At 51.6% G+C, this 16,220-nt stretch carries 12 protein-coding genes and 2 pseudogenes; 4 read left to right on the top strand and 10 right to left on the bottom strand.

Going from position 1 to position 16,220, the window contains the following annotated elements; translation table 11 throughout:
• From L1D47_RS17265 to dmeF, 3 genes and pseudogenes are all read right to left on the bottom strand, one after another.
• Window positions 1-183 (bottom strand): annotated as a pseudogene (locus L1D47_RS17265) (IS5/IS1182 family transposase); the annotation flags it as partial.
• A 210-nt stretch (window positions 184-393) separates the two neighbouring features.
• Window positions 394-807, bottom strand: a complete 414-nt coding sequence (locus L1D47_RS17260) for a MarR family transcriptional regulator (RefSeq protein WP_239886193.1) — start codon at window positions 805-807, stop codon at window positions 394-396.
• Between the two features lie 29 nt (window positions 808-836).
• Complete coding sequence (gene dmeF / locus L1D47_RS17255; protein ID WP_239886192.1) at window positions 837-1,895, bottom strand: CDF family Co(II)/Ni(II) efflux transporter DmeF; 1,059 nt, start codon at window positions 1,893-1,895, stop codon at window positions 837-839.
• Window positions 1,896-2,213: 318 nt separating this feature from the next.
• On the opposite strand from dmeF, the gene eco reads away from it, so the two are divergent.
• A complete protein-coding gene (gene eco, locus L1D47_RS17250) occupies window positions 2,214-2,771 on the top strand; it encodes a serine protease inhibitor ecotin (protein ID WP_239886191.1) in 558 nt (185 codons plus the stop codon).
• 116 nt (window positions 2,772-2,887) lie between these two features.
• Here eco and L1D47_RS17245 read toward each other — a convergent pair whose 3' ends face one another.
• From L1D47_RS17245 to zwf, 4 genes are read right to left on the bottom strand one after another with little or no spacing between them, the layout of a single operon-like run.
• Window positions 2,888-3,529 carry a bifunctional 4-hydroxy-2-oxoglutarate aldolase/2-dehydro-3-deoxy-phosphogluconate aldolase gene (locus L1D47_RS17245; RefSeq protein ID WP_239850584.1) on the bottom strand — a complete coding sequence of 214 codons (642 nt, stop codon included), beginning with the start codon at window positions 3,527-3,529 and terminating at the stop codon, window positions 2,888-2,890.
• Between the two features lie 21 nt (window positions 3,530-3,550).
• Window positions 3,551-5,377: a phosphogluconate dehydratase gene (gene edd / locus L1D47_RS17240; protein WP_239886190.1), complete on the bottom strand. Its 1,827-nt coding sequence runs from the start codon at window positions 5,375-5,377 to the stop codon at window positions 3,551-3,553.
• Between the two features lie 9 nt (window positions 5,378-5,386).
• Window positions 5,387-6,085, bottom strand: a complete 699-nt coding sequence (pgl, locus tag L1D47_RS17235) for a 6-phosphogluconolactonase (protein WP_239886189.1) — start codon at window positions 6,083-6,085, stop codon at window positions 5,387-5,389.
• A 12-nt stretch (window positions 6,086-6,097) separates the two neighbouring features.
• Entirely contained in the window at window positions 6,098-7,570 is a 1,473-nt protein-coding gene (zwf, locus tag L1D47_RS17230; RefSeq protein ID WP_041511194.1) for a glucose-6-phosphate dehydrogenase, read from the bottom strand.
• A gap of 308 nt (window positions 7,571-7,878) precedes the next feature.
• Here zwf and L1D47_RS17225 point away from each other — a divergent pair, with 308 nt between their 5' ends.
• Both L1D47_RS17225 and pyk read left to right on the top strand, forming a co-directional pair.
• Window positions 7,879-8,733 (top strand): MurR/RpiR family transcriptional regulator, encoded by an 855-nt coding sequence (locus L1D47_RS17225; RefSeq protein WP_239886188.1) that lies wholly within the window; start codon window positions 7,879-7,881, stop codon window positions 8,731-8,733.
• A gap of 182 nt (window positions 8,734-8,915) precedes the next feature.
• Entirely contained in the window at window positions 8,916-10,355 is a 1,440-nt protein-coding gene (gene pyk / locus L1D47_RS17220; RefSeq protein WP_239886187.1) for a pyruvate kinase, read from the top strand.
• A 138-nt stretch (window positions 10,356-10,493) separates the two neighbouring features.
• On the opposite strand, the gene L1D47_RS17215 is transcribed toward pyk, so the two are convergent.
• Both L1D47_RS17215 and L1D47_RS17210 read right to left on the bottom strand, forming a co-directional pair.
• Window positions 10,494-12,770 carry an acyl-CoA dehydrogenase gene (locus tag L1D47_RS17215; RefSeq protein WP_239886186.1) on the bottom strand — a complete coding sequence of 759 codons (2,277 nt, stop codon included), beginning with the start codon at window positions 12,768-12,770 and terminating at the stop codon, window positions 10,494-10,496.
• A gap of 8 nt (window positions 12,771-12,778) precedes the next feature.
• Window positions 12,779-13,417 (bottom strand): TetR/AcrR family transcriptional regulator, encoded by a 639-nt coding sequence (locus L1D47_RS17210; protein ID WP_041511190.1) that lies wholly within the window; start codon window positions 13,415-13,417, stop codon window positions 12,779-12,781.
• Window positions 13,418-13,636: 219 nt separating this feature from the next.
• Here L1D47_RS17210 and L1D47_RS17205 point away from each other — a divergent pair, with 219 nt between their 5' ends.
• Window positions 13,637-15,505, top strand: a complete 1,869-nt coding sequence (locus L1D47_RS17205) for a M2 family metallopeptidase (protein WP_239886185.1) — start codon at window positions 13,637-13,639, stop codon at window positions 15,503-15,505.
• A 110-nt stretch (window positions 15,506-15,615) separates the two neighbouring features.
• On the opposite strand, the pseudogene tnpA reads toward L1D47_RS17205, so the two are convergent.
• Window positions 15,616-15,975, bottom strand: a pseudogene (gene tnpA / locus L1D47_RS17200) (IS200/IS605 family transposase); the annotation flags it as partial.
• Window positions 15,976-16,220: the final 245 nt, after the last annotated feature.

Here is a 16,220-nt window from a genome sequence, read left to right as displayed (position 1 = left end):
GAACATCGTTTCCAGTGGATAGGGTCGACGACCATTGCCCGATTTTGGATAAAAGGGCTCAATCACTTCCAGCAGTTGAGTCCATGGTAACAGGTTGTCCATCCGAGATAAGAAAATCTCTTTACGGGTCTGGCGGCGCTTGCTGGAAAACTCACTATCGGCAAAAGTTAACTGTTGGCTCATGGGCGGTAATGGCTGTGATTTACTATGTAGCTATGATCTCACATCAGGGACTTATTCGCATCTTCCTTAACAAACATATGTGTTAACAACGACAGGCGAAATTAACAGGCAAGGCGTTACGGTTATGAATGAACACCTGGAGTTTACACGCTCGAGGTGAAAAAAAGTGATGTTGCGGGCGTGTAGAAACCTCAAGTTAAAAACCAAGCGTTAAAATTCGTTATTCATGCGCTGAAGGAAACTCAGCAAGAGCTCACGTTCACTATCGGAAAACTTAGCGGTTAACTGATCGGACAACCCATGGTGCAGTTGATCGTGTTCTCGATAGACAGCCTGACCCTGCTCGGTTAGCCCGACCAAGATAGAGCGTCTATCCTGCTGATGCGCCTTACGCGCCACTAAACCCGCCTGCTCCATCTTGTCTATCTGCACCGTCAGAGTACCTGTGGTGATCCCCATCTTCTCCGCCAACTCCTTCATGCGCAGGTCACCATTGGCGCCTAAAATCTCAACCGCATGGATCTGAGGCAAGGAGTGGCCGGCATCCTTAACTACGGCCATCTCCCAGGAAGAGAGCTTTTCATAAAATTCGACTATGGTGTGGCTCAATAGATCATTATTCATGGTTAACGCGCTATTCCTTTTAAAAAATCCTAAATCTCTGCTTTATCGGCACCTTGGTAGCCACTTTGGCAGGCACTTTGGCGACAGGTGATGAGTTCGACCGTCAAATGATCGATACGTTCAAATTTCGCTAACTTCTGCTTGAAATAATCCAGCTCTTTAGGCTCATGGCTAACGATCGAGACCATAGCCGCGTAATGATCGGCACTGACGCGCCATACATGAATATCACTCACCTGATGGTCCTGCTCGGCTTCGATCAACTCAACCATCTGTTTCACATACTGCTTCTCGATACTGGCATCGAGCAATATGGGCCCCGTCTGTTTCATCAAGCCCCACGCCCAGCTGGTGATGATCACCGCGCCCACGACACCCATCAGAGGATCTAACCAGGTCAGACCCAAATACTTACCAAACAGCAAGGCGCCGATGGCGAGCAGAGAGGTCAAGGCATCAGCCATCACATGGAAGTAGGCGGCGCGCAGGTTATGGTCATGATGGCCTTTGTCTCCATGGTTATGCTGGTGCGCATGGTGATCGTGTTTATGACTATGATGACTGTGGTCATGGCTATGATGATGACCATGATGATCATGTCCATGCCCGTGGTGGTGATGATGACCGTGATGATCTTTTAGCAAGAAGACTGAGATAACATTGACCGTCAGACCGATCACAGCGACAAAAATCGCCTCGTTAAAATGGATTTGCTCGGGGTTAACCAGGCGGCTCACCGATTCGACTACCATCAGCAGGGCCACGAGACCGAGAGCAACGGCACTGGTAAAGCCGCCCAGCACGCTCACCTTGCCGGTACCAAAGGCAAAATCTGGGCTATCGGCATGCTTCTTTGCGTAGTGATAGGCAAACAGGGTGATCAAAAATGCCGCAGCATGGGTTCCCATATGCCAGCCGTCTGCCAGTAGCGCCATCGAGCCGTATACTGTACCGGCGACAATTTCTGCAATCATGGTAAACAGGGTTAGCAATAGGACATAACGCGTGTTGCGCTCGCCATCACTGTTTAAATTGGCAAACTGATGACTGTGCTGCCAGGGAGCAAGATGATCCTTTACGTTGGACATGAATAATTCTCTATTAATTGTTATGGGTTGGTCTTTGTAGGCTCGCGGTATTTTGTAGATACTCAATACCTAACCTTATATACTTTGACTATCAAACAATCGGCATATTAACTAGTTTGACTTTCAAAGTAAACAGAGGTGAGTAACATCAGATAAATAGTGACGGACTCGTCAAAGACCGCCCTAACCCCGCCACAAACCAACATGAAAATTAATTAAAAACAACTAATTAAAAAATATCACTTTGCTTTTAACCCTTTTCCACTATGCTAGCGTCTATACCTGGTATAACCGTTCAATTTAACGCTAGGAGCTTTCATGACATTTTCCTTCAACAGATACACATCGGCCCTATTACTCGGCCTGGGACTCTCCCTCTCGACGTTTTGCGCCCAGGCGACCAGCCCAGCTAAACCTGAGTCTTTCACTATGCCCGTAGCAGTAAGTTACTCGGCGAGCGACTACCAGAGCGAAGAAGCAACTAAGATGTTTCCAGCACCAAGCGATGGCCTAGTACAACATATTCTCACCCTGCCAAAGCTTGCTAACGAAGAGGACTATCGACTGGAAATCGCCATCGGCCGCAACGAAGAGGTTGATTGCAACAAGCATGGTCTGTCTGGTGAGATTGAGCAACATACGGTACAAGGCTGGGGCTACAACTATTATCAGGTCGATACCATCCACCAAGGACCAAGCACCATGATGGCCTGTTTCGACAAGGCCAAGAAGACCGCCTTTCTTACCCTGCCGGAGAAGCTGACCTTAGCCTACGACAGTCGTCTACCTAAGGTGTTTTATCTCCCAGCCGGGGCTCAGCTAAGGTACCGCATCTGGCAGGCAAGCAGTGACTATCAATACAGCGAGGCCAAATAGCCACCTCAGCCTAACTCTCGCTCACATGCGCTAAGGCTCTAATTCCTAGCCATTAGCCATAAAAAAACCTCTGCCTGGGCAGAGGTTTTTATTTATCATTTGCGACGAAATGACAATTACAAGCCGTTGATGGCGTCTTTACACAACTGGGTTATGCGCGCCCAGTCGCCTTGCTCCATCGCATCGGTTGGCGCAATCCAGCTACCACCTATACAGTCGACATTCTTAAGCGCAAGATAGTCTTTATAACTACTTGGCGTAATACCGCCGGTTGGGCAGAAACGAATATCGGCAAGTGGGCCAGAAAAAGCCTTCAGTGCATTCACACCGCCAGAAGCTTCTGCTGGGAAGAACTTAAAGTTGGTGTAGCCAAGCGCCATACCCGACATCACCTCGGAGATGCTGGCAACCCCAGGGATTAACGGCACGCTACCTTTCATCGCCGCCTTTAACAGCTCTGGGGTGGCACCCGGGGTGATCACAAACTGAGCACCGGCATCGATCGCCTGCTGCAGTTGCTCCTCGTTCAATACGGTACCGGCACCGACCAGGGCTTCTGGTACTTCTTTGGCGATCTTAGTGATCGCTTCCAGCGCACAAGGGGTACGCAGCGTCACTTCGAGTACGCTGATCCCACCATCAACCAAGGCTCTGGCGAGGGGAACCGCATCCTCAATCTTATTAATCACCATGACGGGAACGATCGGGCTACGTTTAAAAATATCTTGGGGTTGAATTGACCAGTTATTCTCAGCCATTGCTAAAAGCTTCCTCAATGATTAATAATTTTCGTCTATGGTCGTGGTGCAGCGCGCACCAGTCTCTGGACTACTTAAATTTGAACGCAATGCCGCGAATAGTTCGCGGCCCATGCCGAAACTGGTACTGCGTAGATCGACCTGTTCCGCTTCACGGCTCGCCAGCACGGCTTCATCGACCAACAGGCTTACCTCGCCGGTATTTGCATCGACGCGGATCAGGTCGTCATTTTCGACCTTAGCAATTAAGCCGCCATCCAATGCTTCGGGCGTCAGGTGAATCGCCGCCGGTACCTTACCTGAGGCGCCAGACATACGACCATCGGTCAGCAGCGCCACCTTAAAGCCCTTGTCCTGTAGCGAGCCCAAGATAGGCGTAAGCTTATGCAGCTCTGGCATGCCGATAGCCTTAGGACCCTGCCCCTTCACCACGACGACGCAGTCTTTGTCGAGCTCACCCGCCTTAAACAAGGCATCAAGTTTGTTCTGATCGTCGATCACCACGGCTGGCGCCTCGACAAATCGGTGCGACTCGGCAACCGCTGATACCTTGATCACCGCGCGGCCCAGATTACCCTTAAGCAGTTTCAAGCCACCGTTGGCCTGGAAAGGTGATACAACCGCAGTCAGCACCTCTTTATCCAAGGACTCACTTGGGCCTTCGACCCAAACCAATTCGTCATCGATGAGGCGAGGCTCCTGGGTGTAACGACGCAGACCGTAACCTGCAACCGTCATCACATCTTCATGAAGCAGTCCAGCATCCAGTAACTCTTTGATCAGGAAGGCCATGCCGCCTGCGGCGTGGAAATGGTTGATATCGGCGTGACCGTTGGGATAGACGCGCGCCAGCAGAGGCACGGCATCTGACAGCTCTGAGAAGTCATCCCAGTTCACGATAATGCCGGCAGCGCGCGCTGCGGCAACGATATGCATGGTCAGGTTGGTCGAACCACCAGTCGCCAGCAAGGCTACTATGCCGTTCACTACAGATTTCTCGTTAACCACCTCGCCGATCGGCGTGTATTGAGTGCCCATCTCGGTGAGACGACACACCTGCTTGGCCGCCATCTTATTCAGGGCTTCGCGCAGCGGATCGTCTGGATTAACGAAAGAGGAGCCTGGCAGTTGTAGACCCATCACTTCCAGCATCAGCTGGTTGCTGTTTGCCGTACCGTAGAAGGTACAGGTACCTGCACTGTGATAAGACTTAGATTCGGCTTCAAGCAGCGCATTGCGATCCACTTGACCTTGGGCGAACTTTTGACGAACCCGCGCCTTTTCCTTATTCGGAATGCCTGACTTCATTGGGCCTGCCGGCACAAACAACATGGGCAGATGACCGAAGCTCAGTGCGCCTATCAAGAGGCCTGGTACTATCTTGTCACAGATCCCGAGCAGCAAGGCGCCGTCAAACATGTTGTGAGAAAGCCCCACAGCCGTCGACATGGCGATCACCTCACGGCTCAGCAGACTTAGCTCCATTCCGGGTTGCCCCTGAGTCACACCGTCACACATGGCTGGCACACCGGCCGCTACCTGGGCAACGCTGCCAACCTCGTGGCAGGCCTCTTTTAAGCGCTGGGGATAGTGCTCGTAAGGCTGATGCGCCGACAACATATCGTTAAATGCGGTAACGATACCTATGTTGGCCTTGTTGAATGCCTTGATGGTATTTTTATCTGCCGGGCTACAGGCGGCAAAACCGTGGGCCAGGTTGCCACAACTTAGGCTGCTGCGGTGAACGCCGTTAGCTTTTGCTTCGCCCAGCGCCGCAAGATACTTTTCGCGAGTCGCTTTGCTTCTGGCAATGATCCTGTCGGTAACTGACTGTACTACTGAATGCATAATCGCTCCTTAAGCGCTCCAATAAACATCGACGGGTGTCTTATGCTGGGCCAGTACCGCACGTATCGGCATCGCCTTAGCATCGTCATTCTCGAGCGCCTGTCGGTAAACGGCTAGCTTCTGTTCACCGACTATGTGTAAATAGATTTGGCGTGACGCTAAGATCCCAGTCTTAGAGATAGTCATGCGTCCGTGTGGCGCCTCGCCCGGATTCACCGCCAGACAGAGTGCATGGGTGCTCAATGCCTGCTCTATCTCTTTCGAGCAAGGGAACCAAGAACAGGTATGGCCATCGTTGCCCATGCCAAGCACCACCACATCGAAGGGTTTCGGGAAGTTGGCAAGCTGCTCTATGGCCATGTCGACCCCGGCCTCTGGCGTGGTGAACATATTCTTCAGACCGCGAAACTTGGCGCCCGCGGCGCGGTTTTGCAGCAGATGCTGTCTCACCAGGCGTTCGTTAGAATCGCTGTGCTCACTATCGACCCAGCGCTCATCGGCCAGGGTGATATAGACATCGTTCCACTCGATTGCCTTGTGGCTTAACAACTTAAATAGCGCCAGGGGCGTCGAGCCGCCAGACACCACCAGGCTCGCCTTACCGCGAGCATCGATGGCAGCCTGTAGCTGCTCGGCGATACGATCGGCCAGTTGTGCCTCTAGGCTGGCTTTGCTATCAAAAGATTTGAATACGGATTCTTTAATCATCTTAAATTTTCCTTACTCGTCCCAAGAGCGGCCGTCTTTAGCGATCAAAGCGACAGATGCCACGGGGCCCCAGCTACCTGCCGGATATGGCTTAGGCTTCTCGTTGCTCTCTTCCCACGCCTGGATGATGCCATCAACCCAGGTCCAAGCCTGCTCGACTTCGTCGCGGCGCACAAACAGCGCCTGGTTGCCCAGCATGGCCTCTAACAATAGACGTTCATAGGCGTCGGCGATGCGATCGTTCTTAAAGGTATCGGAGAAACTCAAATCCAGCTTGGTGGTTTGTAATCTTTGTTTCTGCTCTAGACCCGGCACCTTGTTCATCATCTGGATCTCAACCCCTTCGTGAGGCTGCAGACGAATAGTCAGCTTGTTCGGCGGTAGGTTGCGATAACTTGAGCGATACAGGTTGTGAGGCGGGTTCTTGAAATAGACGACAATCTCAGAACTCTTGGTCGGCATACGCTTACCGCTACGCAGATAGAAAGGCACGCCAGCCCAGCGCCAGTTGTCGATATCGACGCGCAGGGCGACGAAGGTCTCGGCGTGAGACTGGGTGTTAGCCCCTTCCTCTTCGAGGTAGCCAGGCACAGGTGCGCCCTTTAGGAAACCAGCCGAGTATTGGCCGCGTACGGTATTTTCATAGATGTTATCGGCATCTATCTTACGCAGTGACTTAAGTACCTTTACCTTCTCGTCACGAATGCTGTCAGCGTCTAGGTTAACCGGTGGATCCATGGCGACTAGGGTGAGCACCTGCAGCAGGTGGTTTTGGATCATGTCGCGCATCTGACCGGCTTTGTCGAAATAACCCCAACGTCCTTCGATACCGACCTCTTCGGCAACGGTGATCTGCACATGGTCGATCGTACGGTTATCCCACTTAGAGGCAAACAAGGAGTTAGCGAATCGCAGCGCGATCAGATTCTGTACCGTCTCTTTACCTAGATAGTGGTCGATACGATAGACCTGGTTTTCATTAAAGTAGGCGCTGACTTGATCGTTAATGACTTTAGAAGAAGCGAGATCTGAGCCGATGGGCTTTTCGAGGACGACACGGGTATCTGGATAGATGAGGTTTTGTTCATGCAGGCAGCGACAGATATCGCCAAAGATGGCCGGCGGCGTCGCGAAGTAGTTCACCATGACGCGCTTCTTGGGATCGAGGATCTCATGGAAGGCACTGTAACCCTCTGCCTCGGTGAAGTTAGTCCCAATGTAGACACAGCGCTGGAGGAATCGCGTAAGGGTTTCATCACACAAGGCTTCTTTAACGAAGCTCTTTAGCGCCGTGACAACCAGTTCCTGATACTCATCATGGCTAAAGGCGTCTTTGGCTACCCCGACTATCTTAGTCTCCTCGTTGAGCAGACCGGCCTTATCCAATTGATAAAGCGAAGGGAGTAACTTACGTCTGGCGAGGTCGCCTTTGGTGCCAAACAATACAAAATCACAAGCTTTGGCTTCTGGTGATGTCATGCCCATAGCTTAAAAATCTCCTATGTACTGTGTCCCATCGTTTCGATGAGAAGCTCACATGTTTGTTGTAATATAACAACAGAATTTGTTAATTGCATCTAAATTTTGCAAAAAATGACCTATTAGTAAACTAGCAACGAGACACCAAAATCTGATATGCTTTTTGTGATTAAATTACTATATATAGTAGAAAGTTTGCTCTGTAGTTAGATCATAATTCGTCATATAAACCAAACTGTAGCACTTTTTGTTTGGTTCTATCATGACATAAAAGAATAAATATAATTACATTACAATCCAGTGGATGTACGCATATGAATACCCTAGAAAAGGTTCAGAAAAACCTAACACATTTCAGTAAGTCGGAACGTAAAGTGGCTGAGGTGATATTGGCGTCACCACAAACCGCGATTCACTCCAGCATCGCCACCTTAGCCAAAATGGCCGATGTGAGTGAGCCTACGGTGAACCGCTTCTGCCGCCGTCTCGACACTAAAGGCTTTCCCGATTTTAAGCTGCACTTAGCACAGAGCCTGGCCAATGGTACCCCCTATGTCAGTCGCCACGTCGAGGAAGACGACAGTCCAGATTCATACACCACCAAGATCTTCGAGTCTTCTATGGCGGCGCTGGATACGGCTAGACAGAGCATGGACACGGCGGCCATCAACAAGGCCGTCGATATTCTTACCCAGGCAAAGAAGATCTCCTTCTTCGGCCTTGGCGCATCGGCCTCTGTCGCCCATGACGCACAAAACAAATTTTTCCGCTTCAACGTCCCGGTGATTTGCTTCGACGACGTACTGATGCAACGCATGAGCTGCATCAACAGTAACGAAGGCGACGTGGTCGTGTTGATCAGCCACACAGGCCGCACCAAGTCACTCATCGATATCGCGCGCCTGGCTCGCGAGAACGGTGCCGCGGTGATCGCTATCACCTCGCGCAACTCGCCGCTCAGCGCCGAATGCACCCTCCCCGTCACCATGGAAGTGCCTGAAGATACCGACATGTATCTGCCCATGGCATCGCGCCTGGCACAGCTGGTGATTGTCGACGTGTTGGCCACAGGTTTCACCCTGCGCCGCGGCCCACGTTTCAGAGAGAGTTTAAAGCGAGTGAAAGAGGTGCTGAAAGAGTCTCGTATCGACAAAGAAGCGACTATATAGTCCAGTTTTGTAAGGATATTAGGCGGCCCTTGTATAAGGAGCCGCCTTTTTTTTCACTTTTAATCGCAGCGGTTCACAAAATTAATAATTTGAGATAGATCATTTTATTTGTAATTTTCCTACAAAACTCCATTTTGTCTGTTAACATAGAGTAAGATTATTTAAACTTAACGGAGTATCTCATGTTCCGCAGAACCAAAATTGTAACGACTCTGGGTCCAGCAACCGATCGTGACGACAATCTACGTCGTATTATCAAAGCTGGTGCAAACGTTGTTCGCCTCAACTTCTCTCATGGTTCACCTGAAGACCACCTAAAACGTGCCACCGACGTGCGAAATATCGCCAAAGAACTCGGTGTACACGTTGCTGTATTGGGTGACCTACAAGGCCCTAAGATCCGTGTCTCTACCTTCAAAGATAACAAGAAGGTGCAACTGGATCTGGGTCAGGCATTCGTCTTAGATGCCGACCTGGAAAAAAGCCAAGGTGACGAACACCAAGTGGGTATCGACTATAAAGAGCTACCGCAGGATGTCAGCATCGGCGATATCTTGATGCTCGACGATGGTCGTGTTCAGCTTAAAGTTGAGAAAGTTGAAGGTAATAAGGTTCACACCACAGTGACTGTTGCCGGTCCCCTGTCTAATAACAAGGGCATCAACAAGAAAGGTGGTGGTTTGTCTGCCGCGGCACTGACCGAGAAAGACAAGCAAGACATTATCACCGCAGCAGCTATCAAGGTAGACTACCTGGCAGTTTCATTCCCACGCAGTGGCGCCGACCTAAACTATGCCCGTGAACTGGCACAGAAGGCTGGTAGCAATGCCTTGATCGTCTCTAAAGTTGAGCGCGCAGAAGCCGTAGCTTCAGACGAAGCGATGGACGACGTTATCCTCGCCTCTGACGCGGTCATGGTTGCCCGTGGTGACCTAGGTGTTGAGATTGGTGATGCGGCCCTGGTTGCCGTACAGAAGAAGCTCATCAGCCGCTCTCGTCAGCTGAACAAGAGCGTGATCACCGCGACTCAGATGATGGAGTCTATGATCACCAGCCCAATGCCAACCCGTGCAGAAGTAATGGACGTGGCTAACGCAGTGCTTGATGGCACAGACGCTGTGATGCTGTCGGCAGAAACTGCAGCCGGTGACTTCCCAGAAGAAACCGTTAAGGCTATGGCTAACGTTTGTCTTGGCGCCGAGTCACACCCAAGTGTTCAGGTGTCTAAGCACCGCATGGATGAGCGTTTCACCTCTGTTGAAGAGACAATTGCGCTATCGACCATGTATGCGGCTAACCACCTCGAAGGTGTTAAGGCAATCGTAGCCTTGACCGAATCTGGTGCGACGCCTCAGCTTATGTCGCGTATCAGTTCTGCCCTGCCTATCCTGGCACTGTCACGTCACGACGTGACCCTGGCTAAGATGGCGCTTTACCGAGGCGTACAGCCTGTCTACTTCGACTCAACCGCTTACGGCGCAGATGAGCTAGCGAAGAAGGCTTTAGAAGCCCTGACCGAAGCGGGTTACCTCTCTTCTGGTGACATGGTACTGATGACCAAGGGTGACGCAATGGAAACCATCGGCGGTACCAACACCTGTAAGGTACTGATCGTTGCTTAAGACGACTCGCTGAGCGCTAGGTCTTTATATTCCTGGCCTAAGCAAATAAAGAAAAAGGTACGCAATGCGTACCTTTTTTTATGTTCAAACCTATCTATTAATGAAAGCTATTAATGAAAGCTCAAAGCATTCGCTTAGTTACAGACTTTCAAACTCATCCACCGCAATTGCGATCTTACGTAGCCTATCGGCCTCGAGTAGCGTGTCGCGCTCGGCCTCGTTGATGATCGCTTGCTCAAATGCCTGGGCATACAAGGCATCGTTAGCCTGTTTACGCTCAAGCTTACCTTCCTTCTGAGCCCTGCGCAGCGTCTTAAGCAGATGTTTTACCTTGTACTGTGCGATAAACGCATCTTCCACTTCGGCGATGCCGCTCTTATCCCCGTCAAAATCCGGGCAAAGATGAGTCAATCTATCGCGAGCAGGACCGGGTCTAAGCATGCTCTGGCAAACGGCAATGGTAAGCTTATCATCCGGGCCATTGAAGTGATTACCAAGTGGGAACACCAGGGCGCGCATCGCATAGGCCAGCGGACGATTGGGGAAATTACGCAGCGCGCCGTATAGCGCATTCGCTGCCCTTTGTAGCCTTAACTGCATCACATAATGCACTGTAGGTAGGTCGTCCTGCTGACGGCCATTGTCTTCGAACAGCTTGAGGGTCGCCGAGCCCAGGTAGAGTTCACTCAGCACATCTCCCAGACGCGCCGACAACATCTCCTTACGCTTGAGATCGCCCCCCATCACCAACATGGACAGATCTGTCACGAAGGCTAAGGCCGCGGAGAGCCTGGTCATATCCTTATAATACTGCTTGGTTTCGCCGGATACGGGCGCAGAGTTGAAGCGGCTAGCGGTTAAGGCGCCCAAGAGTGAACTTAGGGCATTACGCGCCGCATAGCCCATATGATCCAGCAACAGGTTGTCGAAACGCTCTAAGGCCTCGCCGCTATCCTCCATGGCGGCCGCTTCCATCTCAGCCAGCACATAGGGGTGACAACGGGTCGCCCCCTGACCAAAGATCATCAGGCTACGGGTAAGAATGTTTGCCCCTTCAACCGTAATCGATATCGGCGTGGCCATATAGCCATGACCCAGATAGTTCTTAGGCCCGAGCTGGATCCCCTTGCCCGACTGAATATCCATGGCGTCGTTGAGCACGTCACGGCCCATCTCTGTCATATGATATTTGGCAATGGCGGTAACCACTGAAGGTTTGACCTTAAGATCGATCCCCGTGGTGGTCAGGCGACGCGCCGCCTCCAGCTGATAGGTATTGGCGATGATGCGTGCCAGGGCCTCTTGCACCCCTTCAAACTGGCCAATCGATAAGCCAAACTGATGACGTACATAGCTGTAAGCCGTGGTGGTTTTCGTGGTCACATGACCCGAAGCCGTCGCCAGGGCAGGCAGTGAGATGCCACGACCGGCAGAGAGGCACTCGACCAGCATACGCCAGCCTCGGCCCGCGTACTGTGGCCCGCCGATGATCCAATCCAGCGGAATGAAGACATCTTCGCCGCGGGTCGTGCCGTTCATGAATCCCATGTTAAGCGGATTATGGCGATTGCCAATCTCGATCCCAGGGTGATCCGTTGGGATCAAGGCGCAGGTGATACCAATTTCTTCTCTGTCGCCCAGCAGACCATCCGGGTCGCACATCTGGAACGCCAGGCCCAATACGGTCGACACGGGCGCCAGCGTAATATAGCGCTTATCCCAATTCAGCTTGAGGCCTAACACCTCTTCACCCTGAAATTCACCTCGGCACACTATGCCGGTGTCGGTAATGGCACCCGCATCTGAGCCCGCCTCCGGGCCCGTTAAGGCAAAACAGGGAACCGCCTCACCGCTGGCCAGCTTGGGCAACCAATGATCGCGCTGCTCCTTGGTGCCATAGTGAGTCAATAGTTCACCTGGGCCTAGGGAATTTGGCACCATCACACTCACCGCCGCGCTGACGCTGCGACTGGCAAGCTTACTGACGATGGTGGAGTTGGCATAGGCAGAAAAGGCCTTACCGCCATACTCTTTAGGAATAATCAGTGCGAAGAAGCCCTCTTTCTTGAAGTAATCCCATAGCTCGGGCGGCAGATCCTTGCGCTCCTGCACTATGTTGAAATCATCGATCATGGTGAGGGCCGTCATCACCTGCTCATCGATGAAGGCTTTCTCCTCTTCGGTCAGTCGAGGGCGGCCATAGCTGTGGAGCGTGTCCCAGTTGGGCTTGCCGCGAAACAGTTCGGCTTCCCACCACACATCGCCTGCCTCCATCGCCTTTTTCTCGGTATCGGAGAGCGGCGGCAACACCTTCTTAAAGAAGGCAAACACCGGCCGAGTGATGCACTGCATACGGATATTTTTCACACCGAAAAGCACTATGATGACCAATAGTGCCAGAATAAAGAGTGTCATATTGCCCCCTACTGCGTTGTCACAGGCACTGCCACACCGGCAGCCAGATACGGAATCACCTTGCGGATCACGGCTTCGATATCGTTGTGCTCATTGAAATCGGCCTCGGCAATCTCTGTCAGGGCATCGGCGGATGCCATGGTGAAGACCACAGTGCCTAAGGTAAAGTGTAATCGCCAAAACATCTCTGCGGGGGGAATATGTGGTGCACTTTCGGCAACGGCCTTAACGAACTCACTCAGATGCTCACCATAATGTGTGGTGATGAACCATCTTAAATGGCCCTGACTCTCGATATAGCCACGACCCAGCAGCTGTAGGAAGGTGCGAGTGCCATCAGCCTTAAACTTGTTCAGCTCGAGCAGCGGCTTGACCAGCGACGAGAAGATCTCGTTCAGGCTAGGTTCGCTGCCTTGTTTTAATTGTACTACCGCATCGGAGGCTTCTGGCATGAAACGATCCAGATAGCGCGCGAGCACGGCGCGGATCAGCTCTTTCTTAGAGCCAAAATGATAGTTAACCGAGGCGAGATTAACTTCTGCCTTGCTGGTGATCAGTCGCAAGGAGGTTTCTGAAAAGCCGCGCTCGGCGAATAGCTTTTCTGCCGCATCCAGTATTCTTGTTTTCGTGTCGGATCGATTTGCCATTCCGTGACCTACAACTCTGATTTAAACGTGTGTTTAAATTAAACACTGGTTCACTTATTGTCAAATGGAAATCGACAAGCTTTGCGCCTAGTAACACTCGTTTGCGACTGATAAAGGCGATCGCGAAACACACAGAGACGCCATAAACTGTAAACTTTGGCGAAATTGAGTAAACTATGCCTCACAAAAAGCCCCACAAAAACAACAAAGGAAGCTCTTATGAAACCAATTTGTGCCAAGTTGACCCCGATTGCCGTGGTCATAGCACTCTCTCTAGGGATCAGCGGCTGTGAAGGTGAGACCAACGCGGCTAAGTCTAACGGCGAAGACAAAGCCGCTCAAACGAGCCCGAAACAAGATCCAGTAGCCCAGGCCAATCAGTTTATCGACAAGGCCGAAAACCAACTAGCCGAACTGTCCATCGAACAGAATCGCGCCGAATGGATCTACAGTAACTTTATCACCGAAGACACGGCCGCCCTCGCCGCCTCTGTCGGTGAACGTCAGACCGCCCTGTCGGTACAGCTTGCCACCCAGGCCGCTAACTATAGCCAGCTACCTCTGGATGAGGTCAACGCACGTAAACTCAACATATTACGCAGCGCTCTCGTGTTACCTGCGCCACTCGATCCTAAGAAGAATGCCGAGCTTGCTAACATCAGCGCCGAGCTAAATGGTCTCTATGGTAAGGGCAAATATTGCCTGGCCGATGGACGCTGTCTGACTCAACCTGAGCTTTCGGGCATCATGGCCAACTCTCGCGATCCCAAAGAGCTCGAGGAGATCTGGCAGGGCTGGCGTGAAATCGCCAAGCCAATGCGCCCCCTTTTTGAACGTGAGGTCGAGTTAGCCAATGAAGGCGCTAAGGATCTGGGTTATGCCAACCTGTCTGAACTCTGGCGCAGCCAGTACGACATGCAGCCCGATGCTTTCTCTACCGAACTCGACAGACTCTGGGGCCAGGTTGAACCCCTGTATGAATCTCTGCACTGTTACGTCAGAGGTGAGCTGAACGAACAATATGGCGACGAGGTGGCACCTAAGCAGGGGCCCATTCCCGCACACCTTTTAGGCAACATGTGGGCACAGCAGTGGGGTAACGTCTACGACATGGTTGCGCCGCAAGATGCGGATCCCGGCTATGACGTGACCGAGCTTTTAGCGAAACAGGGCTACGATGAGCATAAGATGGTAAAACAAGCCGAAAGCTTCTTTACCTCGCTGGGTTTCGACCCGCTACCAGACACTTTCTGGAGCCGCTCGCTGTTTGTGCAGCCCAAGGATCGTGACGTGGTCTGCCATGCCTCGGCCTGGGATCTGGACAACCTGGATGATATTCGTATCAAGATGTGTATCCAGAAGACGGCTGAAGACTTCACCGTTATCCACCACGAACTGGGTCATAACTTCTATCAGCGCGCCTATAAAGAGCAGCCCTTCATCTTTAAGAACAGCGCCAACGACGGCTTCCACGAGGCGATCGGCGATACCATAGCACTGTCTATCACCCCAAGTTACCTGAAACAGATCGGCCTACTCGAGCAGGTACCCGACGCCTCTAAGGATATCGGCCTACTGCTAAGACAGGCGCTGGATAAAGTCGCCTTTCTGCCCTTCGGTCTGATGATAGATCAATGGCGCTGGAAGGTTTTCAGCGGCGAGATCACTCCGGCGCAGTACAACCAAGCCTGGTGGGATCTGCGTGAGAAGTACCAAGGCGTTAAGGCACCAATCGCTCGTAGCGAAGCCGACTTCGATCCGGGTGCCAAGTATCACGTGCCTGGCAACGTGCCTTACACCCGCTATTTCCTGGCGCATATTCTTCAGTTCCAGTTCCACAAGGCACTGTGTGATATCGCCGGCGATACAGGCCCAGTCCACCGTTGCAGCATCTATGGTAACAAGGCGGCGGGCGCCAAGCTCAATGCCATGTTAGAGATGGGTCAGAGCAAGCCTTGGCCGGAAGCCCTGGAAGTGGTGACGGGCAAGAAAACCATGGATGCCTCTGCCGTCATCGACTATTTTGCACCGCTAAAAGTCTGGCTGGATGAACAGAACAAACAGGCTAACCGCCAGTGTGGCTGGTAACCCGCATTCTTGTTAAAAGGCGTGATGCGCCAGAGCTAAGATAGCAAAAGTAAAGAATCCACCTTCATAGAAGGTGGCTTTGATTGGCCCCCTATAAGGGGGCTTATTTATTAATCAACGTTCAATTGTAATTGACGCTCGGCCTCTTCCTTCTCTTGTCTGTCTTGATGCCGCACGTAKCGCCTAATTATTTCCTCATTCGCTCCTACCGAAGCCACAAAGTAACCACGTTGCCAGAAATGATTACCCCACAACTTCTTCTTTCTTAAATATGGATACTTCGCGAATAATCTAATCGCTGTTCTTCCCTTTAATACACCTACTAACTCTGACACGCTTAAACTCGGTGGTGTACGCACAACAAGATGAACATGATCCAACTGAACGTTTAATTCGACTACTTTACATTTCTTCATGTTGCAGAAGATAAAGATACTCCGATGAACCTCTTTCCCCACGTTTCCTTTTAGGGAAGGTGCGAACAAGTCGTCGCACAGCTCTGGCTTTGATAGCAGCGACAGTTCAAGGCATTCAACTGAGGGCATGCCGAGGCCTGCTGAAGTTGAATAACGCCGAAATGGTGTTGCTATCAAAGCCCCGCAGGGCGAGGCTTACAGCGGTATTTGCTGCGTTACAGTTCTTGCGAAGGACTAGGGCCATTCGCTGCAAACTGTGCCTTGCATCTATCCACTTTAAGCACACGCAGAGCAAGTAC

This window comes from Shewanella sp. Isolate7, from assembly GCF_022398425.1.
In the GTDB taxonomy this organism is placed as follows: domain Bacteria; phylum Pseudomonadota; class Gammaproteobacteria; order Enterobacterales; family Shewanellaceae; genus Shewanella.
This window is presented reverse-complemented; position numbering and strand designations above follow the sequence as displayed.